We start from the raw sequence: 20,992 nt of genomic DNA, 5'->3' as shown, positions 1-20,992 counted from the left end.
AGACGATGATATGAGCCAACAAGACGCCCTTACCAACCGCTGCACCGATGTCGCCCGCCTGTCCCGCGCCGCGCTGGAATGGATCAATGATCCCGAGAACGCGCAGACCGTCGAGGGCCGCGTCGCCCATCTGCCCAAGGTTCTGCGCAAAGCTGCAAGGCGGGCCGAACGACTGGGGCGCGCTTCGCAAACCAAGATGAGCGTCAGTGTTTTCGGTCCCTCGCAGGCCGGCAAGTCCTTTCTGGTCTCGGTTCTGGCCCGCCCGAACGAGGGGCGTCTGGTGGCCGATTTCAACGGCCCGGGCGGCAAGCTTGACTATATCAGCCAGGTGAATCCGGCAGGTGACGGCGAGTCCACCGGGCTGGTGACGCGGTTCACCATGACCAAGGCCCCGACGCCGGACGGGTATCCGATCCAGCTCAACCTGCTGACCGAGGCTGACATCGCGCGCACGCTGATCAACAGCTTTTACGAGGATGGCGACCTGTCCGAAGAGCCGCCGACACCGGAATCGCTGGGGGCTCATTTTTCGGCCCATTCAGGCAAGGCGCAGGCAGCACCCACCGGCGGGATAGACTATGAAGAAGTCTACGAGATTGCCGATTACGTCCAAAAGTGGGTCAGCAAATCGTCATACGCCTTCAATCTGGGCGGGTTCTGGGACGAAGCGGCCGAACTGGCACCGCGCCTGTCACCCGAAGACCGGGGTCAGTTCCTGTCAATTCTGTGGGGCGGGTACGAGCCGCTGACCAACCTGTACATCAAACTGTCTAAAGCGCTGGCGACGATCAACCATGCCGAGGTGATCTACGCCTCGCTGGATTCGCTGCAGCCGCGCGAGACCTCAATCATCGACGTCAACACCCTGTCGGGTCTGTTTGGACCGGAGGGCGAGGATATGCTGAATATCCAGACCGCCGCCGGGCAAAACGGTCAGCTGAACCGGGCGGTGACAACCGCGCTGGCGGCGGAACTGGTCTTTCCGATGGAAGAACAGCCATCACCCCTGTTTGCCGAAACCGATCTGCTGGACTTTCCCGGGGCCCGCAACCGGTTTGAGGCACCGCTGTCAGTCACCCTTCGCAATCCCGAAGAGGCCGTGACCAACATGCTGTTGCGCGGCAAGGTGGCCTATCTGTTCGACCGCTACGTTTCGAACCAGGAAATCACCTCGATGCTGCTGTGTGTGCCTGACAGCAACATGGAAACGCTCAGCTTGCCGGGACTGGTCGAGCAGTGGATCGAGCTGACCCATGGCGCGACCCCGGATGAACGGGCCAAGAACGACTGTATTCTGTTCTTCGTGATGACCAAGTTCGACAAACACCTGATCGACAGCGCCTCGGGCGCCGAGGATTACGAGCGGTTCGAGCGGCGAATGGATGCGTCCTTGCTGAAAGGGTTCGGCAAGGTCCCAACGTCCTGGGTTCACAAATGGGCCGGGACCGAACCGTTCACCAACTGCTACTGGTTGCGAAACCCCTATTATCCGATCGAAGCGCTGATCAAATACGAGGATGAACGCGAGGTCGAGATCATCCCCGACAAGGTCAACCGCCTGGCCGAACTCAAGGCGGGCTGCCTTCAGGCGGAACCGGTGCAAAAGCACTTCAAGGATCCCGAACGGGCATGGGAAGCTGCGCTTGGCCTGAACGATGGTGGTGTCAGCTATCTGATCGAAGAACTGACGAAAGTCTGCAAACCCGAAAGCAAACTGCGCCAGATCAGCAATCAGGTCGAAGCGGTTGCCGCCAATCTGTATCAGGAACTGGCCCAGTTCTACATCTCCGATGACGTCGAAAAACGGATCGAGGAAAAGAGACTGGCCGCCGCCGGTATCATCGACAGTCTTGAACTGACCTTGTCCAACCACCGGTTCGGTGCCTTCCTGAATGCGTTGTCGGTGGATCAGGATGCTGTGCAGGACCGGATTTCGCGGGTGCCTTCGTCGATCCGCATCACGAACGCGGTTGCGAACGAAGCGCACAAACCTGCCGCAGTAACGCCGGCCGCCGCGACCAGCGCAGCAAGCCCGGTTCGCCCCGGCGCACCGTTACGTCCCGGCGCACCGGCCAGACCATCGGCCCCGACCTCGCAGGCCAATGCAGCCCCGCCTGAAACGCCCGAGGCCGAGGATGACAAGCCAAAGACAAAGTCAATCCGCACCATGACACCCGAAACCTTTCAGGCAGATACCGCGATTTCCGTCTGGGTCGAGGGCCTTAACCGGTTCCGTGAGGATGAAGAACGGCTGGCCATCTTCCAACTGACGCCGGAAAAAGCCGGCGATCTGGTGAATGAAATGGTGCACGGTTTCTCGCGCACCAATGTCCAGAGCGGCATTATGGAACTGCTGCGAAGCATTTCTTACAGCCTGACCGTCGACAAGCAGGCGCCGTCTGCCGCCATTGTCTGCTCGGAACGAATTAATAATTTTGTCACTACGCTTGGCGCCCGCGACATGTTTAATGGACAGGGTCTGGACATTGATCTTGGCGAAGGAGCAAGCAGGAAAGCGTTCGAAAAACACAAAGGCGCAGATACTGCCGAAAGCCTGCCGGAAGTGCCGCGCGCAGCCGCGACAGATACCTGGACGGATTGGGTATTCGCATTGGACGCGCTGTTTGCAGAAAACGCCAAGGACGGTGATGCCGGCACGGTAAATATTGAACAGAACATCAAACTGGGCGGCGTCCTCAACGAGCTGACAGTCAACGCGGAGCAACCCTCGTGATCGAGATCAAACCAGATCCCAAACATCCTCGCGGTGGCTTTGCCGAAATCACCATATCCGGTGCGACCGCTGATGATGATCCGGTCAGCGTTGCGGTGTTCAACAGCTATCAGCAGAAATGGCTGGGCGCGGATGGCTGGCAGCCGAACCGAGCGAGTATCCCGGCGCGCACCGCCGAACAGGGCGGGGACACGCTGCGACTGGTCGTCGGACCCGAGGTTGTAAACCACATCGAAGAAGATACACCCGTTCGGATCGAAGTGGGCGGCGGCAGTTGGGACACCTATTGGCCTGACGATATCAATGCTGGCCCGGACGAGGCCGTCATTGGTGGCATCGGCGGCACCGGCACGGCACCCGAAGTCAAAGCACCAACCGTAATGGTGGCGCAACCGCAGACAGACGATGCCGAAAGTGGTGTCGACGTGGGCGATGATGGGGACGCAAAGTCACCTGACAGCAATCTGGAAGGCAAGGGCAGCGCCGCACCGTCAGATACGTTCGAAGAAGAATCCGAAGGGAAGTCCAGCAAGACCGGATTGATTATTGGCGGGGTCGTGGTTGCAGCGGTCCTCGGCGCGCTGGCCTATCTGTTTCTGATCCCGGGCACTACGCCGGAAGAAGACCCGGTCGAAGTGACCGAGCCAGAACCGGAAGCCGCGCCCGACCCTGAACCGGCCCCGGTACAGAATGCCTGCGCCATGTCTCAGTTTGCCGAACTCTCGTCGCAAGGTTTCGACGCGGTAGCAGGCAAAATGCGCGAATGCGGTGGCAGTTTGTCGGCCGATGACGCACTGGGTCTTGTCGAAAAAGCGGCCCTTGCCGGAGATGCCGAAGCGCTTGCCCTGTTCGGCTCGATTTACGACAGTGGCGTCACGGATGACGTCATCGAAGGTCGGATCGGCCTGACATTCCCTGATAAGCCGTCCCTGGCGGCCGAGTATTACGACAGGGCCGTCAAGGCCGGGTCCCAGGAAGCAGCGGATCGCCTGGCAGCGGTCTGTACACGTCTGCGGATCAAGTCCGATTCCCTGTCGAAAAGCGCGTTTGAAGATTATTGCCAGTGACCCAGAGGACCCTGAAAACCATGCACCCTGCCCTGATACTCCGGTTCGTTGCCGTCTTTGCATTGCTCTGGGCGTTTGGGGCGGATGGTGCAGAGGCACAGCAACGCAAACCCCTGCTACTTGAAGGAACTCAAACCATCTATGAACGGGTGCTGACCCGCCCCGGCACCACGCTTCACCCGTCGGCAAACGGCCCCACCCAATCGACCTATCCAGCCTTTCAGCCGCTTTATGTCTTTGCACGGCAAGAGGGTTGGCTTGAAGTTGGCCCAAGCCCGAATATCGCGCCCGAAGGCTGGGTGCAGGAGCCCGGCACCGTACCCTGGAAGCAGAACATTGTCGGCGCCTTTACCAACTCAGCCGGTCGCAGTCGTCAACTGCTGTTCGACACGCAGCAGAACCTGGATTGGCTGATGAACCACGAAGCGCTGCGCGATGTGCAGGAACGTCTGGTCGCCGAAGCCTCGGCCGGTGTTGTTGACGGTCAGAACGGTGTTGTCTCGGTCGAACCACAGGAATTCGTCAATATCCGCGACGAACTGTATCTGATGCCGATCCTCGATTTCACCGAGGCCTTGCATCCGCTGACCTATGACGAGGTCCTGCTGATGCAGGTGGCCTCGGTCCCGAAACAAGAGGATACGGCTGGCGCACAGGAACTGCAGGGCGATCCGGCGGCCTTTGATGTGGGCATCGTCTTTGTTCTGGATACGACACAGTCGATGGAGCCTTACATCGCGGCCACACAGCGCGTTCTGCAGAACACAGTGCGTCAGATTGAGGGCACTGAAATCGGCAAGCTGGTCAATTTCGGAGTGATCGGATTTCGCGACAACACCGAAGCTGTACCAGAGCTGGAATACCGCACCAAAACTCTGATGGATGTGGAACGGCGTCAGGATCAAAGCCCGGTTCTGTCTGCGATTGGCGAGGCAACGTATGTGGCCCGCGCCAATTCGCCCGGTTTCAACGAAGACAGCCTTGCTGGCGTTGAGGATGCGATCGATACGATTGATTGGGAACTGTCCAAGGGTGACGGCGACAAGATCGATGCGCGCTATGTCATTCTGGTGACCGACGCCGGGCCGAAGGACCCGCGGGATCCGAACGCGCGGTCCGAGATCGGAACCGTCGAACTGCAGAAAGACGCCGAAGGCCGCAATATCGTCGTCATGACGCTGCACCTCAAAACCCCCAACGGGCAGGGCAATCACGCTTATGCCGCCGCCAAATACCGTGAGCTTTCGCGCTTTGCCGGACGGGAGTACTATTTCCCTATCGAAGGCGGCTCGGAACAGGCGTTCGAAGGCGTCGTCACCCGGCTGGTGACCGCACTGACCGACCATGTCCGTATCGTCCGGGGCGAAAAAACGGTGCTCAACCCGGAAGAGGCTGGCGAGGGCCTGGTCGAACTGGGCCGCGCCATGCAACTGGCCTGGCTGGGCGAACAGAAAGGCACGCAAGCCCCTGACGTGATCAAGGGCTGGCTGTCCAATCGCGCTGTCGAAGCACCCGACCGGCTTGCCATCGAACCGCGCCTGCTGGTGACCAAGAACGAGATGGCCAGCATGGCCGAGTTTCTGGACAATCTGGTGCGCTTTGGCGAAACCGCGCAAAGCTCGGAACAGTCGCTTGATTTCTTCTCGCAGGTTCGGGGCCTGATCGCGGATATGGCGCAGAACCCGGACCTGCTGGTCAACGCAAACGCCGACACGCTGGGCGGCGCGATGGAGTTTCTGGACCGCCTGCCCTATCAAAGCCAGGTTCTGGGCATGAGCGAGCAACGCTGGGCAGAAAGCGCCATGTTCCGCCGCAGCGTGATCGATGGCATGCGCCAGAAACTGACCCAATATCGGAAGTGGCTGTTTGACAGCACCGTCTGGACTGCACTTTACGAGGGCGCGCCTGACGGCGAGCATGTCTTTGCCATGCCCTTTGACGTGTTGCCCTGACCCGTGTCGGCTCAGCTGCTTCTTGAAGGTGTCTCGGTCAGCCTGAGCGATCAGGAACGTCGGTTTACGCTGGATGTTCCGGGCCTAAGCCTGACCTCGGGAGACGCGATAGGCCTGACCGGCCCCAGTGGCACGGGCAAGACCCTGTTGCTTGAGACACTCGGGTTGCTGCGGCGTCCTACAACGGCGAAGAAATTTCTGATCGGGGTTGGTGAGGACGGTCTGGATTTTGGTGGCATCTGGAACAATCCCAGCATGTCGCCTGCGGAAATTCGCGGGACGATGTTTGGGTTCGTTCCACAAAGCGGCGGCCTTTTGCCGTTTCTGACCGTGGCTGACAATGTTGCGCTGTCGCAAAAGATTGTCGGTATGGATGATCCGGGATGGTGCAGCGAGTTGCTGCAGCGATTGGGGATCTCGGAAATTTCCGCGCTGTATCCCGGCGCGTTGTCAATCGGTCAGCGTCAGCGTGTGGCCATCTGTCGTGCGCTGGCGCATCGCCCCGCCTTTGTGATCGCGGACGAACCCACCGCAGCGCTGGACCCCGGGGCGGCCTCGACCGCGATGGGGTTGCTGATCGATATGGCCATTTCGGGCGGGGCCGGTGTAATCATCTCGTCCCATGATCTGGACCTTCTGGACCAGTTTTCGCTCCGCCGGATCGCCCTTGGACTGGTGGATCCGGCGAGCCAGTCCAACGTCGTCAGCCAACTACACGGCCAGACCGGAGTGGCGACAGCGGGGGACGCGGCATGAGATTGATGATCGAGCTGGCCCTGCGCGACCTGTTGCGCCAAAGCGTACATTTGATCTGCAATGTCGCAATTCTTGCCGGGGTCCTGGTGCCGCTCATGGTGGTCTTCGGCGTCAAGAACGGGGTTTATGACGCGCTGATCGGGCGGCTGTTGAACGACCCGGCGACCTTGCGGATCGAAACCACCGGAAACAGCGCGTTTGTTGAAAGCGACGTAGCCGAGGTGGCGGGCTGGGAACAGACGGCCTTTGCCACGGCAAAAACCCGGTCGATCTTTGATTTCGTCAATGTCCGAAAGGAAGGGGCCGTCGCCAAGCGAGACGCTGTTCTGGTTCCGTCGGGCACAGGCGACCCGACCTTGCCAAAGGACCTTGAACTGGGCGCAGACCAGGTAGTCCTCAGCGCCAGTCTGGCACGTCAGCTCGAGTTCTCCGTTGGCGACACCGTGCAAATTTTCACGCAGGCTACAGAACGAAAACGGCAACTGATGCTGCCGCTGGAACTTGTCGTGATCCTTCCGGATTCCGCGCTGTCCGGCCGGTCCGTTCTGGCCAATATCGAGGTGCTGGATCTGGTCGAAGCCTTTTATGACGAATACGCCCTGCCCGAACATGGAATAACCGAAGGGCGCGACATCGCTGCACGCAAGCCCGAATTCGAAGGAATGCGCGTCTTTGCCCGCGACATCACCGAACTGGCGGCCTTGCAATCAAGGCTGGAACAGCGGTTTGGCGTGCAGACCGAAGCCCGCACGGCCGAGGTCAGCGGCGTCCTCAGCCTGGGACGCAATCTGAATCTGGCACTGCTGCTGACAGCCGGGGTTGCCAGTCTGGGTCTGGCCGCCGCGCTGGTCTTCGGGTTCTGGGGTGAGGTCGCGCGCAAGCGTCAGACCCTCGCCTCGTTGGCCTTGTTGGGGATCGGCCCGCGCAGGCTGTGGATGTTTCCCGTCGTTCAGGCATTTGTCAGCGGATTGATCGGCTTGCTGGTCAGTTTCGCACTGTTCTGGATCGCGGGCAATCTGGCCGAGCGCTTGTTTGACAGCGGCCTGACCGAAGAAAACGGCCTTGTCGTTCTGGGGTTACTTCAAAGCCTGGTCATCATCGTTCTGACACTGGTGTTTGTGATGGCCGCCGCCTTTTTTGCGGCTCGCAGTGCTGCGCGTGTGGACCCCGCTGAAGTGCTGCGCGAAGGGGCGACCTGATCAACTGCCGCTTTTGTGTGTAGGCAGGTTGTCGAAAATCTCTTCGTCGCTGTCGATCGGGATACGGTTGTCGCCGGGGTAATAGCTGGCAGAGATATAAGGCCGCTTGCGCCCGCCACCGGGTTTGTCAGCTGTTTCGACAAGCGAATACAGCACGACCTGCTGCCCGCTGAAGTCCTGAAACGTGCCGACCGGGGCCTCACCCTGATTGGGCACGGATTCCCAATGCCGCAGCAAATCCAGTGCCTTCACGGACTCGCGCCCACCGATCAGCGTTGTGCCGATGAAATCGCCGTCCGTTGACGGGTTGGTGGTTCCCTTGAAGCGCGCGCCCGGCACCAGTGCGCCCAGCGCCGCGTTGGCGTTGACCTGCCAGATATTATGGTCCGTCCCGATCAGAACGCCGCCGCCCCGCTCGGCCAGCGCCGACAGCTGATTGATCAGAATGGCCCCGCTTGATCCGTTCCGGCCCGGAAACTTCGTGGTCGGGTTATGATTGATGTTCCGGATCGCGAAAGATCCGTCCAGCATCAGCGTTCGGCGCCCTGCCCCGTAAAACTGCTGCAGGGCCTGCACGTCTTCAGCATTCATCCGTTTGCGTTGATTAGCTGTGTCCAGGATCAGAATATCGTATTGCCCGCCCCGCAAAGCCGCCGCCAGGCCACCACCCTGCAGGTTCCGTTCGTATGTGACATTGAAAACCTTGCCTTCGCGATACTGATCGAGGAACTCGGCCATTTGCTGACGGTGCCGCGATACAACCTCGGGGCTGTAATCGGGCATCGCGTTGAACCACAATACGCTGCGGGTTGTGTTGTGCCCCTGGTGCTGGGCGTGGGCCAGTGTGCCGGCAAAAAGATACAAGACAAACCAAATTCGAAATAGACGGCTCAAAACAGTCACGACCCAACTCCACCAATACAGGTTTCAGTTTATCCGACTTCCCCGCCCCGCAAAATAACGAAAACTGTCATTCTGCTCAGGCAAGGGGCGGATTGACCAACGGCCTAATATCCGCAACTCTGCCAGAGGAGTTTTTGAGATAATTATTAGGTATCGCTAAGGAATATGCCGGTCAGATCAACCCTGCCAGTCATGATTGCCAGTGTCGGCATCGTCGGCCTCGCCGGTGTTTCTGCGGCACTGATCCTGCAGGCATGTGCGTTGCAGATCCCGATACTGCGGGACCTGACAGGCTGTAAGCCGCAAACGCAACTGGTCGCGCAGGAGCAACTGGGTGTGTCGAAAGCAGCCGGTCTGGAGCTGGAACGGCGGATTTTTCAGTTGGAGAGAGAACTGGCCGCGCTGCAATGCGTCAAGGCCCCACCCGATGCCACCGGACCGCTGCACGATGAGGGGTGGAACGAGGCGGATCTGGAAATGCTTTACGGCTGCTGGTCGCTGGACACCACCTATCGCACCCGTGACGTCGATTCCGGTGAAATCCGCACCTATCGGGACTGGCAGATGTGTTTCGACACCAATGGCAACGGCAAGCAGGTCATGCGGTCGAACGATGGGATCACATGCGAAGGCCCGGTTCAGGCGCAATTCGCGCAAGGTCAGCTGAACCTGATCGAGCCTAGAAATCTTGCCTGCCAGGACAACGGCTACATCCATCAGCGCCAGATCAGTTGCGCCCTGGCGGAAAACGGCAAGGCGAGTTGCGAGACCTTGCAGCCCGAAACCGGAGGTGAAGCCACGGTCGGGTTCGAACGTGCGCCGGCTTGAAGTTTGAGGATAGTTTTCGTGCGTCGCCAAGCGCGATGAGGGTCACGCTGTCGGCACCCGCGTTTGGCAGAATTTCTCCGAAGACCAAAGACAGTCCGGGCTTGAACTCGGCACATCGTCAAGCTGAAGCATCCGCCCCAAATGGGGCGGCCCGCTACGTGTCGCCGAAATTCAGGCAGTTCAGGAAGTCTCCGGTTCAATCCGATTTCTGGTGTGTCAGTGCGCCACCCATGATCGTGTAGACAACTTCGACATCCGAGATGGCTGATGGTTCGACTTCGAACAGGTTTTCCCCAAGCACTACAATATCGGCCTTCTTTCCGACTTCGATGCTCCCGATCTCGCCGTCCATTGCCATACCTTTTGCGGCGTTGATCGTATGTGCTTCCAATGCCAGTTGCAGCGGTATTTTGGCCTCTTCTCCGCCCAGCGGCGGAACATCCACGCGACCGCGCAATTGGCGTGTTACCCCTGCCTCAATGGCTGCAAGCGGACGATACTCGGATACGTACCCGGACACAGGCCAGTCCGAACCGAATGAGAATATGCCACCCTCGTCCGCGACCCTGTTCACCGGAAACATCGCCTGCACGCGCTCTTCACCCAGTCTGGAGGTCGAAATGGACTGCATGAGCGGGTCAAAGGTCATCCACGCGCCGGTCGTGTCATATATGACGCCCAGTTCTCCGAACCGGGCGTAATCCTCAGGATGAACCAGGGTGCCATGCGTTATCTTGTGCGCACGTTCACGGTCAGGGTTCACTTCGATTGCGGCTTCAATGGCGTCCAGAAGAGTTCTTACCGCCAGATCCCCGAAGCAGTGACACGTGACGTTGAAGCCTGCGGCGTCGGCGCGGATCACCGCGTCTTTGACCAATCTGATCGGAATAATCGGTTCGACCTCGAGTTCGGGTTTGTCGGCATATGGATCCACATAGAGCGCATTCCATTTGTCGTCCCCACCATCAATATTGATCTTCAGATAGCGAGCCTTGACCAATTCGGAGTCGAACTTGTCGCTGAGCTCCTGAGTGCCGGGAAGGGGGTCAATTGCCCCGTCGTTCCAGTAGAATGAGCCGATGAAGCGTATTGGCAGATCCCCGTTATTCTCGAAATCGGCCATCATCTGAAAGCCTTCTTCTTGGCTCATCCCCTGAATGCCATGGTCATGAACTGCGGTGATTCCGGCAGCAGCGAAGCGCTTTAGCCAATTCGAAACGCCATCCGCCAAGAACTCGGGGTTGATGTCTATCAGCGATGTCAGAACCTGCATCTGGGCTGGCACCTCAACGATCCACCCGGTCGGGTTGCCGTCGGTGTCACGTTCAAAAAACGAAAAACCCGGCGCTGTGTCAGGCGTGTCCTTGTCGACACCGGCCATTTCCAACGCCTTGGAATTCACCCAAGCCGCGTGGCCGTCGATTGCCCACAAAAACACAGGTCGATCAGATTCAATTTCATCGAGCATGGCGGCCGTCGGATTTCCGTCCGTCCATGGGTTGAAACGGACCCCGTATCCCAGAATTATGCCGTTGTCGTTGGTTTCGGCTTCCTGGCGGATACGGGAAAACAGCTCGTCCTTGTCATCTGTCTGCAGATCCACGCCAAGCATGATCAACCCGCCTGCGGCTGCATGTATATGCCCATCAACGAAACCTGGAAGGGCCATTCTACCCTTGAGGTCGATGACTTCGGTACCGATGCCGATGACGTCCTTCAAACCGGCGGCATCGCCCACATAGACGATTTCATCGCCTTCTATTCCCACGGCGGTTGCAATGCTTCTGCTTGCATCCATCGTATGGATCTCTCCGTTGATCAGAGCGTAATCGGCAGTTGGGTTACTTCGATTGGACTGTGCGAATGCGGGGGATGTACTGGCAAAAATGGCGACAGCCGAAACAAGTAGTTTAATCATTGCAACCTCTCCAAACGAACAATTCGAAAATGATCATAGTGTACCAATCCCAAAAAACGACCTTTACGGCTGATTGCTGGTCGTGCGACGAAGTAGGCAAGGCCAAATCCAAGCCGATATCAATTCGCCCTTGCCAAACTCCTCACACCCCTGTAGATCGCGCGAGTTCTCAACAAGAACATCAAGGCGGGGTGATTCCCGCCTTTTGGGTTCGATGAGGGTTGGCGATGCGCGTCTGTCCTCCTCTCAACCTCAACGCCTGATAAAAGGCTGTTAATATGCAAAGCCAAAACATCCGTATTCGGCTGAAGGCATTTGACTATCGCGTTCTGGATGCCAGCACGCAAGAGATCGTCAACACTGCCAAGCGGACCGGCGCGAACGTGCGCGGCCCGATCCCGCTGCCGAACAAGATCGAGAAGTTCACGGTTCTCCGTGGCCCTCACGTTGACAAGAAATCCCGCGACCAGTTCGAGATCCGCACGCACAAGCGTCTGCTCGACATCGTTGATCCGACCCCCCAGACCGTGGACGCGCTGATGAAGCTCGACCTGGCTGCTGGTGTGGACGTCGAGATCAAGCTGCAGTCGTAAGATCGGAGGGTATAGATTATGCGCTCTGGTATTATCGCAAAAAAAGTTGGCATGACCCGCCTGTTCATGGAAGACGGCAAGCAGATTCCTGTGACCGTTCTTCACCTGGACAACCTGCAGGTTGTTGCACAGCGTACCGCTGACAAAGACGGCTACACCGCCGTTCAGCTGGGCGCCGGTGCTGCCAAGGCAAAACGCACCTCGAAAGCCATGCGCGGTCACTATGCCGCTGCCAAGGTCGAGCCCAAGCGTAAGCTGGCCGAGTTCCGCGTCTCTGAAGATGGCCTGATCGAAGTGGGTGCCGAAATTTCGGCAGAACACTTCCTGGCAGGTCAGAAGGTTGACGTTTCGGGTACCTCGATCGGTAAAGGCTTTGCCGGTGCGATGAAGCGCCACAACTTCGGTGGTCTGCGCGCCTCGCACGGTGTTTCGATCAGCCACCGTTCGCACGGTTCGACCGGTCAGTGTCAGGACCCGGGCAAGGTGTTCAAAGGCAAGAAGATGGCCGGTCACATGGGTGCTGCCCGTGTCACCACCCAGAACCTGGAGGTTGTCAAAACTGACGCCGACCGTGGTCTGGTCTTCATCAAAGGCGCCGTTCCCGGACCGAAATCGGGCTGGGTCACCGTCAAGGACGCCGTCAAGAAGAAAGCACCGGAAGGCCTGCCTTTCCCGGCTGCTGTGAAATCGGCTGCAACCGAAGCACCTGCGGAAGAAGCACCCGCGGAAGGTGGTGAAGCATGAAACTTGATGTAATCAAACTGGACGGCGGCAAAGCCGGCAACATCGAGCTGGATGCGGACCTGTTTGGCCTGGAGCCGCGCGCGGACATCCTGCACCGTGTGGTCCGTTGGCAGCGCAACAACGCGCAGGCCGGCACCCACAAGGTGAAGACCCGTTCGGAAACCAGCTACTCGACCAAGAAGATCTATCGCCAGAAGGGCACCGGTGGCGCACGCCATGGTGACCGTAATGCACCGATCTTCCGCAAGGGTGGTATTTACAAGGGCCCGACCCCTCGTTCGCACGGCCACGACCTGCCGAAGAAGTTCCGCAAGCTTGGCCTGCGCCACGCTCTGTCGGCCAAAGCCAAGGCAGGTGAACTGGTTGTGATCGAGAACGCCGAAGCCGAAGGCAAGACCGCCGCTCTGGCCAAACAGGTTGCAAACCTGGGCTGGAAACGCGCTCTGGTCATCGACGGCGCGACCGTGAACGAAGGTTTCCTGAAGGCGTCGCGCAACATCGAAGGTCTGGATATCCTGCCGTCGATGGGTGCAAACGTTTATGACATCCTCAAGCGTGACACCCTGGTGCTCACCAAAGCGGCTGTCGAAGCACTGGAGGCTCGTCTGAAATGAGCGCGAAGGCAGAACACTACGACGTGATCCGCAAGCCGGTCATCACCGAAAAGTCGACCATGGCGTCCGAAAACGGCGCGGTTGTCTTTGAAGTGGCGATCGACAGCAACAAGCCGCAGATCAAAGAGGCCGTCGAGGCGCTGTTTGGTGTGAAGGTCAAGGCGGTGAACACCACCGTGACCAAAGGCAAGGTCAAGCGGTTCCGCGGCCAGCTGGGCCGTCGGAAAGACGTCAAGAAAGCATACGTGACCCTGGAAGAGGGCAACACCATCGATATCTCTACCGGTCTCTGATCGGAACTGTCTTTGGACAAACCAATAAGACCCCCGCGAAAGCGGGGGTTTTTCTTTAGGTGGCGACACCAAAAATTGAGCGCCAAACCCAGCGTCTCGACAAGAAATGGATTGCTATGCCGGTAGGGTCGTCTATCTGGGATGCAACAAACAAAAGATATGGCAGGCGCATGACCCAATCCTCTTTCTCGACCCGGGACAACCCGGATATGACCGTTGCGCGGGATTGGGTGTCGACACTGGCAAAATATCGGGAACCGAGCCAGCCGCGCAGTTGGTTCGAGCTTGGAGCCACCATAATCCCTTTCATCGCGCTTTGGGCGTTGGCGTGGGCGTCTTTGTCTGTCAGCTATTGGCTGGCCTTTGCAATCTCGGTTATGAATGCGGCGTTCCTGCTGCGCCTGTTTGCCATACAGCATGATTGTGGGCACGGGGCGTTTTTCACGAACCGGACGGTCAGTGACTGGGTCGGGCGGGGGATCGGTGTGCTGACCCTGACGCCCTATGACGTCTGGCGTCGTACGCATTCCACGCATCACAACTCTTCCGGTAATCTGGACAAGCGCGGGATGGGCGACGTCCATACGCTGACGGTGGACGAATACCGCGCACTGAAGCCGATGAGCCAGTTTTGGTACCGCGTGTATCGTCATCCGATCACCCTGTTTGGCTTTGGTCCCGGCTATCTGTTCCTGTTGCAGAACCGCCTGCCGCTAGGCCTGACAGGAATTCCGAAATTCTGGGTCAGCGCGATGGTGACAAACCTTGCCATTCTGACCGTGCTGGGGGCGATCTACTATTTTGGTGGCCTGATGCCTATGGTGCTGATCTTTCTGCCGTCAACGCTGGTTGCCGCCGCGGCTGGCGTCTGGCTTTTTTACGTCCAGCACCAGTTTGAAGAGACGCAATGGGATCCCGACAAGGACTGGCAATTGCACGAGGCCGCCCTGCACGGCAGTTCGCATTACATCCTGCCATCCATATTGCAGTGGTTCACGGCCAATATTGGCATCCACCACGTCCACCACCTGTACAGCCGCATCCCGTTCTACCGTCTGACCGAAGTGCTGCGCGACCATGATGAACTGGCAAATAGCAACCGGATGACCATCCGTGAGAGCCTCGCCAACGCGCGTCTGCATTTGTGGGATGAAAAGAGCCGTCGCCTGTTGTCCTTTGCGGAGGCGCGGGCGCTGTATGGGTGAGCGGTAGTTACCGCGGACAGTTGGGCAAGCGGAAAGACTTAAGATAGCCTGCGTGACCCTGGAAATAGGTAACACCATCGTCGTGTCCTCCGGTCTCTGATCGAACCGGTTTTTGGAGAGTGATGAAAGCCCCCGCCAAAGCGGGGGTATTGTTTTCTGGTTTACGGGAAGTTGGCAGAGCTGCAGTCATTTTTGTGAATTTGCACAATGGGACAAAACGCTGAATAAATGAAAAAGTCTTGAGCTCGGTTTCTTACTCAGCAGCTTCGATCGGTTGTGATCTTGCGACGTTTTCCCTGGCCTCAGAGAGCAGCCATTCGCGGAAACTGTTGACGAGTGGGTCGTCGCGCTTTTCCTGTTGCGTTGCGATTGCATAGATGGTGAATGGAATCGTTGTGGCCTCGAACAATCGTACGAGGCGACCATCGTTGACCGAACTGCCTATGACGGCTTCATAGGCAAGCGATACACCCAGACCAGCCTCTGCCGCAGTGGAAGCATATTCGCAGTTTGGATAAATCGGGTCACCATGCGGAAGCTCGGCAACAACGCCTGCGGCACGGAACCATTCAGCCCACTGGTCGTCAACTTCGTCGCGAAACAGCGTCAAGCGCAACAGGTCCCTTGGATGAGAGATGTTTTCGCGTTCCAACAGCGATGGTGAAGCGACCGGGTAGCGCGCCGAGTTCAGGAATGGCACGACATCGACACCTACCTCGGGGTCATCGCGCCACTTGATTACGACATCGGCATCGTTGGTTGCAAAATCTGTTGAGGGCGCGCCCTCGGCAATGCGCAGCCTGACCGCTTTCGCGTGCTCAAATCGCCCCATCCGTGGCACAAGCCATCGGGCGGCAAATCCCGGAGTGGACAAGACCCGCAATGTTTGACCATGTGCGTCAGCCTTCGCCGCGCTGGTGCCGTCTTCGAGGTTGTCCAGCAATTGCGTCAACCGGCCTGCGTAGTCTCGACCGGTGCCGGTCAAACTGATCCTGTTACCTTCCCGGCGAAAAAGAGCAGTTGCGAGATAATCCTCCAATGCGCGGATTTGGTGCGAAATTGCTGAAGGGCTTAAGCAAAGTTCGTCCGCAGCATCTTTGAAGCTCAGATGCCGGGCTGCGGCCTCAAATGCTTTCACGGCCGAGAACGGGGGCAATTGCCGTTTCTTCACGCGTGAATTTTCCTCATCAAGCAATGAAAAACGATCTTTTGCGGTCGATAATACCTGTCGGCTAGGCTCGAGGCAATTCCTCATCTGTCGGAAGGAGGGAACAATGCTGTTCCTCAGACGTGTCACGCTCGCCGTGGCCGCACAGTTTCTTTTTGCCTTTTCCTACGCGGTTGCGGCAGAGACCCCGACGGTTCCAGACGATGTGACGGAAGAGCTTCACCGCTGGATAGATACTGCCACGGACCTCCCAAGGGCGCCTTCACCAGCAAGCATCTTTTTTGCTGATACCAAGGATTTGGCTGAACCGAGTGAGATGGCTTGGATGATTGGCGGCACGCCCCGCGGGATCTATGATCCTGAAACGAGGAGGATAACGCTGGTCCTTCCTTGGAGCGCAGAAGACCCGCAGGACATTTCTGTCCTGCTGCACGAACTTATTCATCATCGTCAGGAGGGTGAGCATTATTACTGTGAGGCCGCCAAGGAACAGGTCGCCTATGGTTTGCAGCAGGCCTGGCTGGCCGAGCGCGACCTTTCGCTGGACGTCAATTGGATCGCGGTTGTCCTGGCTTCAAGTTGTACGGCACGCGACATTCATCCATAGTGAGAGATTGTTGGTCTCGCGAAACAACGGCGTCGTTTTTACTGTGCCCCCTGACTGCTGAGTTGGTTCCGAATTTGAGTGCCAGAAAATCAGCAGGGCCCTATAGACACCTACCCCCAACACTGCTACATGCACCCAATCTTACGGCCTCGGATTCGTTCCGGGGCCTCTGATATTTGTAACCGGGGACCTTCGGGGCCCTATACCCTTGGCACCTACGGGGGCCTATCACATAGCAGGGAAATCCCCTGCACTTGCTAAACGGAAGACAGAAAGCATGGCACTTAAGTCGTACAAGCCGACGACGCCGGGCCAGCGCGGGCTGGTGCTGATCGACCGTTCGGAGCTTTGGAAAGGACGTCCGGTCAAGTCTCTCACAGAGGGTTTGACCAAATCGGGCGGCCGGAACAACACCGGACGGATCACTTCACGCCGCCGCGGCGGTGGCGCAAAGCGTCTCTACCGGATCGTTGACTTCAAACGGAACAAATTTGATGTCGCGGCAACCGTCGAGCGGATCGAATATGACCCGAACCGGACCGCATTCATCGCACTGGTAAAATACGAAGACGGCGAGCAGGCATATATCCTGGCTCCGCAGCGTCTGGCTGTTGGTGACAAAGTCGTGGCATCCGCCAAGGCTGACATCAAGCCGGGCAACGCAATGCCGTTCTCGGGCATGCCCATTGGTACCATCGTCCACAACATCGAGATGAAGCCTGGCAAAGGCGGTCAGATCGCACGTGCGGCCGGTACATACGCTCAGTTCGTTGGTCGCGATGGCGGCTACGCTCAGATCCGTCTGAGTTCAGGCGAGCTGCGCATGGTCCGTCAGGAATGCATGGCCACCGTTGGTGCCGTGTCCAACCCCGACAACAGCAACCAGAACCTCGGTAAAGCCGGTCGTATGCGCCACAAGGGCGTTCGTCCGTCGGTTCGTGGTGTTGCAATGAACCCGATCGATCACCCGCATGGTGGTGGTGAAGGTCGTACCTCGGGTGGCCGTACGCCGGTTACTCCGTGGGGTAAGGACACCAAGGGTAAGCGTACCCGCAACAAGAACAAAGCGTCCCAGAAGCTGATCATCCGCTCGCGGCACGCCAAGAAGAAGGGACGTTAATCTATGTCTCGCTCTGTTTGGAAGGGTCCTTTCGTCGATGCTTACGTGCTGAAAAAAGCCGAAGCAGCGCGCGAGTCGGGCCGCAACGAAGTCATCAAAATCTGGTCGCGTCGTTCCACCATTCTGCCCCAGTTCGTGGGTCTGACCTTTGGTGTGTACAACGGCCAGAAGCATATCCCGGTAAACGTCTCGGAAGACATGATCGGTCAGAAGTTCGGTGAATACTCGCCGACCCGTACCTATTATGGCCACGCCGCAGACAAAAAAGCGAAGCGGAAGTAAGTCATGGGCAAGGAAAAGAACCCCCGCCGCGTGGCTGAAAACGAAGCAATGGCGAAAACCCGCATGCTTCGCACCAGCCCGCAGAAACTGAACCTGGTTGCGCAAATGATCCGTGGCAAGAAAGTTGAGAAGGCTCTGACCGACCTGACTTTCTCGAACAAGCGCGTCGCGCAGGACGTCAAGAAGTGCCTGCAGTCCGCAATCGCGAATGCCGAAAACAACCACAACCTGGACGTTGACGAGCTGATCGTCGCCGAAGCATGGGTTGGCAAGAACCTGGTCATGAAGCGCGGACGTCCGCGTGCCCGTGGCCGTTTCGGCAAGATCATGAAGCCGTTCTCGGAGATCACCATCAAGGTGCGTCAAGTTGAGGAGCAAGCCTAATGGGTCATAAAGTAAATCCGATCGGCATGCGCCTGCAGGTCAACCGCACCTGGGATAGCCGCTGGTACGCCGACACCAAGGACTACGGTGATCTTCTGCTGGAAGACCTCAAGATCCGTGAGTTCATCAACAAAGAGTGCAAGCAGGCCGGTGTTGCCCGAGTGATCATCGAACGTCCGCACAAGAAGTGCCGCGTTACGATCCACACAGCACGTCCCGGTGTCATCATCGGCAAGAAAGGTGCAGACATCGAAGTTCTGCGCAAAAAGCTTGCTCGTATGACCGACAGCGAACTGCACCTGAACATCGTCGAAGTGCGCAAGCCCGAGCTTGACGCGCAGCTGGTTGCCGAGTCCATCGCTCAGCAGCTAGAGCGCCGCGTCTCGTTCCGCCGCGCGATGAAGCGGTCGGTTCAGAACGCCATGCGCATGGGCGCCCTGGGTATCCGGGTGAACGTCGCTGGTCGTCTGGGCGGCGCCGAAATCGCACGGACCGAGTGGTACCGCGAAGGCCGCGTGCCTCTGCACACCCTGCGTGCCGACATCGATTACGCACATGCCGAAGCGATGACTCCTTACGGGATCATCGGGATCAAGGTCTGGATCTTCAAAGGTGAGATCATGGAGCACGATCCGCAGGCACGTGACCGTAAAGCACAGGAACTCCAGGACGGCCCTGCACCTCGTGGTGCTGGTGGCGGTCGTCGCTAAGGAGGGAAAGATATGCTTCAACCAAAGCGTACAAAATTCCGCAAGATGCACAAAGGCCGGATCAAGGGCGAAGCCAAAGGCGGCTCTGATCTGAACTTTGGCACCTACGGCCTGAAAGCCATCGAGCCTGAGCGTGTGACTGCACGTCAGATCGAAGCTGCGCGTCGTGCCATGACCCGTCACATGAAGCGTCAGGGCCGTGTCTGGATCCGCATCTTCCCCGACACTCCGGTCACTGCAAAGCCGATCGAAGTTCGTATGGGTAAAGGTAAAGGTTCCGTGGACCGTTGGGTTTGCAAGGTCAAGCCCGGTCGTGTGATGTTCGAGATCGACGGCGTCAATGACGACATCGCCCGCGAGGCCCTGCGCCTGGCCGCGATGAAGCTGCCGATCAAGACCCGCGTCGTGGTTCGCGAAGACTGGTAAGCGATTGGGGGCAATCCCGTTCGTGACTGAAAAGACCCCCGCCGGGACACCGGCGGGGGTTTTCTGTTTCAACGATGCACTGCATTCGCGGTCGCGTGATTGGATTCGACGAAATACGAAGGCACCCCTAGGCTGTCAGTCAGTTAGCCGGAGGTTCCCATGGTTCAGTTACGTAAGAAAGTGCTTATCAAAGAAGTGATCACCACAGATCAACTGGGCCAGCCATGCCCACCCATCGTTCGCGTGGCAGCTATGGCCGTCTTTCAAAACCCTCTGGCAGGCAAGTTTTCAGAAGACTTATCGGACTTGTTCGAGATCGGCGGAGCGCTTGGTGCCGATCTGGCTGCCGAAGCAATTGGGCAGCTGGACGGAGATCCGGTTTCATACGGCAAGGCGACCATCATCGGCATAAACGGAGATCTTGAACAAGGCGGGGCTGTGATTCACCCCAAGCTAGGTGCCCCAATGCGCACGGCGGCTGGCGGGGGCGAGGCTGTGATCCCATCAAATGCAAAACTGGGTGCACCAGGTTGCGCGATCGATCTGCCGCTGGGACACAAGGACAACCCGTGGTCATTCGATCATTTCGACACGATGACACTGAATGTACCCGATGCGCCGAAACCGGACGAGATTGTATTGTGCCTTGCCTATGCGGATGGTGGCCGCCCTATCCCGCGCTGTGGCAAAGGGCCCCTTAAGACGTAACCCAGGAAACATTAACTGGCCTTGCTGCAAGGGCTGGGTTATGCCCGGCCCATGCCACAGATTGATTCACTCTTCGTCACCCGCCTCTACCGCGCTGCCCTTTCCGAATTCGATCCGAAGATCGATCCGGAAGAGCTGGAAAATTCATGCATCGTCATCGCCGAGGATGATGAGGCCGGACAGGACTGGTGTGAGGAAAACGGCTATCCCGGTTATACCAGCTACGCCTCCCTGACCGATCTGCCATGGCGGTTCCCAATATTTGCCGATCTGGTCAAGGTTTTGGACAGCCATGTGGCCGCGTTTGCCAAGGATCTGGAGTTCGATCTGGGCGAGGGCGAACTGAAGCTGGAAGACCTCTGGATCAACATCCTGCCCGAAGGCGGGATGCATTCCAGCCACCTGCACCCTCACAGCGTGATCTCAGGCACAACTTACGTCGCGATGCCAGAAGGCGCCAGCGCGCTGAAACTGGAAGACCCTCGGTCCGGCCGCATGATGGCCGCCCCCACGCGCCTCAAGGGTGGTCGGCGCGACTTGCAGCCGTTCATCTATGTAAAGCCGAAGGTAGGGGACGTGTTGCTGTGGGAAAGCTGGCTGCGCCATGAAGTACCGATGAACATGGCCGAGGACGAACGGATCAGCGTCAGCTTCAATTACCGTTGGGATTAAAAAATCTGGTCATTGCGGGGGCACCAAAGCCTTCCCGTCCGCGTATCGCCTGCGGTCGCTTTCGTCTTACGACATTGAAAGCCCATCAGGCCGGCGCCTTAGGGCAAGG

22 protein-coding genes are annotated in these 20,992 nt (G+C 58.2%); 19 read left to right on the top strand and 3 right to left on the bottom strand.

Annotated elements, in window-relative coordinates; genetic code table 11:
• The first annotated feature begins 10 nt into the window (after window positions 1-10).
• The 5 genes from ACR0JW_RS16735 to ACR0JW_RS16715 are packed head-to-tail and all read left to right on the top strand — an operon-like array spanning window position 11 to window position 7,708.
• Complete coding sequence (locus tag ACR0JW_RS16735; RefSeq protein ID WP_170682211.1) at window positions 11-2,734, top strand: virulence factor SrfC family protein; 2,724 nt, start codon at window positions 11-13, stop codon at window positions 2,732-2,734.
• Window positions 2,731-3,801, top strand: a complete 1,071-nt coding sequence (locus ACR0JW_RS16730; protein ID WP_170824695.1) for a hypothetical protein — start codon at window positions 2,731-2,733, stop codon at window positions 3,799-3,801. The genes ACR0JW_RS16735 and ACR0JW_RS16730 overlap by 4 nt, the downstream gene beginning before the upstream one ends.
• Entirely contained in the window at window positions 3,798-5,753 is a 1,956-nt protein-coding gene (locus tag ACR0JW_RS16725; RefSeq protein ID WP_480714223.1) for a vWA domain-containing protein, read from the top strand. The genes ACR0JW_RS16730 and ACR0JW_RS16725 overlap by 4 nt, the downstream gene beginning before the upstream one ends.
• Window positions 5,754-5,756: 3 nt before the next feature.
• Window positions 5,757-6,509 carry an ATP-binding cassette domain-containing protein gene (locus ACR0JW_RS16720; RefSeq protein ID WP_170682213.1) on the top strand — a complete coding sequence of 251 codons (753 nt, stop codon included), beginning with the start codon at window positions 5,757-5,759 and terminating at the stop codon, window positions 6,507-6,509.
• The gene (locus ACR0JW_RS16715; protein WP_480714222.1) at window positions 6,506-7,708 is read left to right on the top strand and encodes an ABC transporter permease family protein; all 1,203 of its coding nucleotides are present in this window, start codon (window positions 6,506-6,508) and stop codon (window positions 7,706-7,708) included. The genes ACR0JW_RS16720 and ACR0JW_RS16715 overlap by 4 nt, the downstream gene beginning before the upstream one ends.
• Here ACR0JW_RS16715 and ACR0JW_RS16710 read toward each other — a convergent pair whose 3' ends face one another.
• Window positions 7,709-8,572, bottom strand: a complete 864-nt coding sequence (locus ACR0JW_RS16710; RefSeq protein ID WP_170682215.1) for a hypothetical protein — start codon at window positions 8,570-8,572, stop codon at window positions 7,709-7,711.
• Between the two features lie 204 nt (window positions 8,573-8,776).
• Between ACR0JW_RS16710 and ACR0JW_RS16705 the strand changes: the two genes are divergently transcribed.
• Window positions 8,777-9,439, top strand: coding sequence for a hypothetical protein (locus tag ACR0JW_RS16705; protein ID WP_170682216.1), 663 nt, complete (start codon window positions 8,777-8,779; stop codon window positions 9,437-9,439).
• 196 nt (window positions 9,440-9,635) lie between these two features.
• Here the strand turns inward: ACR0JW_RS16705 and ACR0JW_RS16700 are convergent, their stop codons facing one another.
• The gene (locus ACR0JW_RS16700) at window positions 9,636-11,357 is read right to left on the bottom strand and encodes an amidohydrolase (protein ID WP_480714221.1); all 1,722 of its coding nucleotides are present in this window, start codon (window positions 11,355-11,357) and stop codon (window positions 9,636-9,638) included.
• A gap of 278 nt (window positions 11,358-11,635) precedes the next feature.
• On the opposite strand from ACR0JW_RS16700, the gene rpsJ reads away from it, so the two are divergent.
• The 5 genes from rpsJ (at window position 11,636) to ACR0JW_RS16675 (ending at window position 14,806) form a co-directional block, all read left to right on the top strand.
• Entirely contained in the window at window positions 11,636-11,950 is a 315-nt protein-coding gene (rpsJ, locus tag ACR0JW_RS16695) for a 30S ribosomal protein S10 (RefSeq protein WP_008756422.1), read from the top strand.
• An 18-nt stretch (window positions 11,951-11,968) separates the two neighbouring features.
• The gene (rplC, locus tag ACR0JW_RS16690; RefSeq protein WP_170682218.1) at window positions 11,969-12,694 is read left to right on the top strand and encodes a 50S ribosomal protein L3; all 726 of its coding nucleotides are present in this window, start codon (window positions 11,969-11,971) and stop codon (window positions 12,692-12,694) included.
• Window positions 12,691-13,308, top strand: coding sequence for a 50S ribosomal protein L4 (gene rplD, locus ACR0JW_RS16685; RefSeq protein ID WP_170334382.1), 618 nt, complete (start codon window positions 12,691-12,693; stop codon window positions 13,306-13,308). The genes rplC and rplD overlap by 4 nt, the downstream gene beginning before the upstream one ends.
• A complete protein-coding gene (locus ACR0JW_RS16680; protein ID WP_170615810.1) occupies window positions 13,305-13,601 on the top strand; it encodes a 50S ribosomal protein L23 in 297 nt (98 codons plus the stop codon). Before rplD ends, ACR0JW_RS16680 begins: the two co-directional genes overlap by 4 nt.
• A gap of 170 nt (window positions 13,602-13,771) precedes the next feature.
• Window positions 13,772-14,806, top strand: coding sequence for a fatty acid desaturase (locus tag ACR0JW_RS16675; RefSeq protein WP_321249171.1), 1,035 nt, complete (start codon window positions 13,772-13,774; stop codon window positions 14,804-14,806).
• 253 nt (window positions 14,807-15,059) lie between these two features.
• Here ACR0JW_RS16675 and ACR0JW_RS16670 read toward each other — a convergent pair whose 3' ends face one another.
• Window positions 15,060-15,977, bottom strand: coding sequence for a LysR substrate-binding domain-containing protein (locus ACR0JW_RS16670; protein WP_480441780.1), 918 nt, complete (start codon window positions 15,975-15,977; stop codon window positions 15,060-15,062).
• 103 nt (window positions 15,978-16,080) lie between these two features.
• Here ACR0JW_RS16670 and ACR0JW_RS16665 point away from each other — a divergent pair, with 103 nt between their 5' ends.
• The 8 genes from ACR0JW_RS16665 (at window position 16,081) to ACR0JW_RS16630 (ending at window position 20,883) form a co-directional block, all read left to right on the top strand.
• A complete protein-coding gene (locus ACR0JW_RS16665) occupies window positions 16,081-16,581 on the top strand; it encodes a DUF6647 family protein (protein WP_480714220.1) in 501 nt (166 codons plus the stop codon).
• 277 nt (window positions 16,582-16,858) lie between these two features.
• Window positions 16,859-17,701: a 50S ribosomal protein L2 gene (gene rplB / locus ACR0JW_RS16660; RefSeq protein WP_008757664.1), complete on the top strand. Its 843-nt coding sequence runs from the start codon at window positions 16,859-16,861 to the stop codon at window positions 17,699-17,701.
• Window positions 17,702-17,704: 3 nt separating this feature from the next.
• On the top strand, window positions 17,705-17,983 hold the full coding sequence (gene rpsS / locus ACR0JW_RS16655; protein ID WP_005980699.1) for a 30S ribosomal protein S19: 279 nt from the start codon (window positions 17,705-17,707) through the stop codon (window positions 17,981-17,983).
• Between the two features lie 3 nt (window positions 17,984-17,986).
• A complete protein-coding gene (rplV, locus tag ACR0JW_RS16650) occupies window positions 17,987-18,367 on the top strand; it encodes a 50S ribosomal protein L22 (RefSeq protein WP_039538267.1) in 381 nt (126 codons plus the stop codon).
• Entirely contained in the window at window positions 18,367-19,077 is a 711-nt protein-coding gene (gene rpsC / locus ACR0JW_RS16645) for a 30S ribosomal protein S3 (RefSeq protein WP_008758042.1), read from the top strand. Before rplV ends, rpsC begins: the two co-directional genes overlap by 1 nt.
• Window positions 19,078-19,089: 12 nt before the next feature.
• Complete coding sequence (rplP, locus tag ACR0JW_RS16640) at window positions 19,090-19,503, top strand: 50S ribosomal protein L16 (protein WP_170615802.1); 414 nt, start codon at window positions 19,090-19,092, stop codon at window positions 19,501-19,503.
• A 159-nt stretch (window positions 19,504-19,662) separates the two neighbouring features.
• Window positions 19,663-20,211 carry an amino acid synthesis family protein gene (locus ACR0JW_RS16635; protein ID WP_170682222.1) on the top strand — a complete coding sequence of 183 codons (549 nt, stop codon included), beginning with the start codon at window positions 19,663-19,665 and terminating at the stop codon, window positions 20,209-20,211.
• Between the two features lie 51 nt (window positions 20,212-20,262).
• On the top strand, window positions 20,263-20,883 hold the full coding sequence (locus tag ACR0JW_RS16630) for a 2OG-Fe(II) oxygenase family protein (protein ID WP_170682223.1): 621 nt from the start codon (window positions 20,263-20,265) through the stop codon (window positions 20,881-20,883).
• The last annotated feature ends 109 nt before the right edge of the window (window positions 20,884-20,992 follow it).

This window comes from Ruegeria sp. BG6, assembly GCF_056538465.1.
Note: the sequence above shows the minus strand (reverse complement) of the source record. Positions and strands in the feature narration are given on the sequence as shown.

Excerpts from the sequence above, each read along its gene's own strand:
- ACR0JW_RS16735 (WP_170682211.1), top strand. The coding sequence starts at position 11 with ATGAGCCAACAAGACGCCCTTACCAACCGCTGCACCGATGTCGCCCGC.
- ACR0JW_RS16715 (WP_480714222.1), top strand. The coding sequence starts at position 6,506 with ATGAGATTGATGATCGAGCTGGCCCTGCGCGACCTGTTGCGCCAAAGC.
- ACR0JW_RS16705 (WP_170682216.1), top strand. The coding sequence starts at position 8,777 with ATGCCGGTCAGATCAACCCTGCCAGTCATGATTGCCAGTGTCGGCATC.
- ACR0JW_RS16700 (WP_480714221.1), bottom strand. The coding sequence starts at position 11,357 with ATGATTAAACTACTTGTTTCGGCTGTCGCCATTTTTGCCAGTACATCC.
- rpsJ (WP_008756422.1), top strand. The coding sequence starts at position 11,636 with ATGCAAAGCCAAAACATCCGTATTCGGCTGAAGGCATTTGACTATCGC.
- rplC (WP_170682218.1), top strand. The coding sequence starts at position 11,969 with ATGCGCTCTGGTATTATCGCAAAAAAAGTTGGCATGACCCGCCTGTTC.
- rplD (WP_170334382.1), top strand. The coding sequence starts at position 12,691 with ATGAAACTTGATGTAATCAAACTGGACGGCGGCAAAGCCGGCAACATC.
- ACR0JW_RS16680 (WP_170615810.1), top strand. The coding sequence starts at position 13,305 with ATGAGCGCGAAGGCAGAACACTACGACGTGATCCGCAAGCCGGTCATC.
- ACR0JW_RS16675 (WP_321249171.1), top strand. The coding sequence starts at position 13,772 with ATGACCCAATCCTCTTTCTCGACCCGGGACAACCCGGATATGACCGTT.
- ACR0JW_RS16665 (WP_480714220.1), top strand. The coding sequence starts at position 16,081 with ATGCTGTTCCTCAGACGTGTCACGCTCGCCGTGGCCGCACAGTTTCTT.
- rplB (WP_008757664.1), top strand. The coding sequence starts at position 16,859 with ATGGCACTTAAGTCGTACAAGCCGACGACGCCGGGCCAGCGCGGGCTG.
- rpsS (WP_005980699.1), top strand. The coding sequence starts at position 17,705 with ATGTCTCGCTCTGTTTGGAAGGGTCCTTTCGTCGATGCTTACGTGCTG.
- rplV (WP_039538267.1), top strand. The coding sequence starts at position 17,987 with ATGGGCAAGGAAAAGAACCCCCGCCGCGTGGCTGAAAACGAAGCAATG.
- rpsC (WP_008758042.1), top strand. The coding sequence starts at position 18,367 with ATGGGTCATAAAGTAAATCCGATCGGCATGCGCCTGCAGGTCAACCGC.
- rplP (WP_170615802.1), top strand. The coding sequence starts at position 19,090 with ATGCTTCAACCAAAGCGTACAAAATTCCGCAAGATGCACAAAGGCCGG.
- ACR0JW_RS16635 (WP_170682222.1), top strand. The coding sequence starts at position 19,663 with ATGGTTCAGTTACGTAAGAAAGTGCTTATCAAAGAAGTGATCACCACA.
- ACR0JW_RS16630 (WP_170682223.1), top strand. The coding sequence starts at position 20,263 with ATGCCACAGATTGATTCACTCTTCGTCACCCGCCTCTACCGCGCTGCC.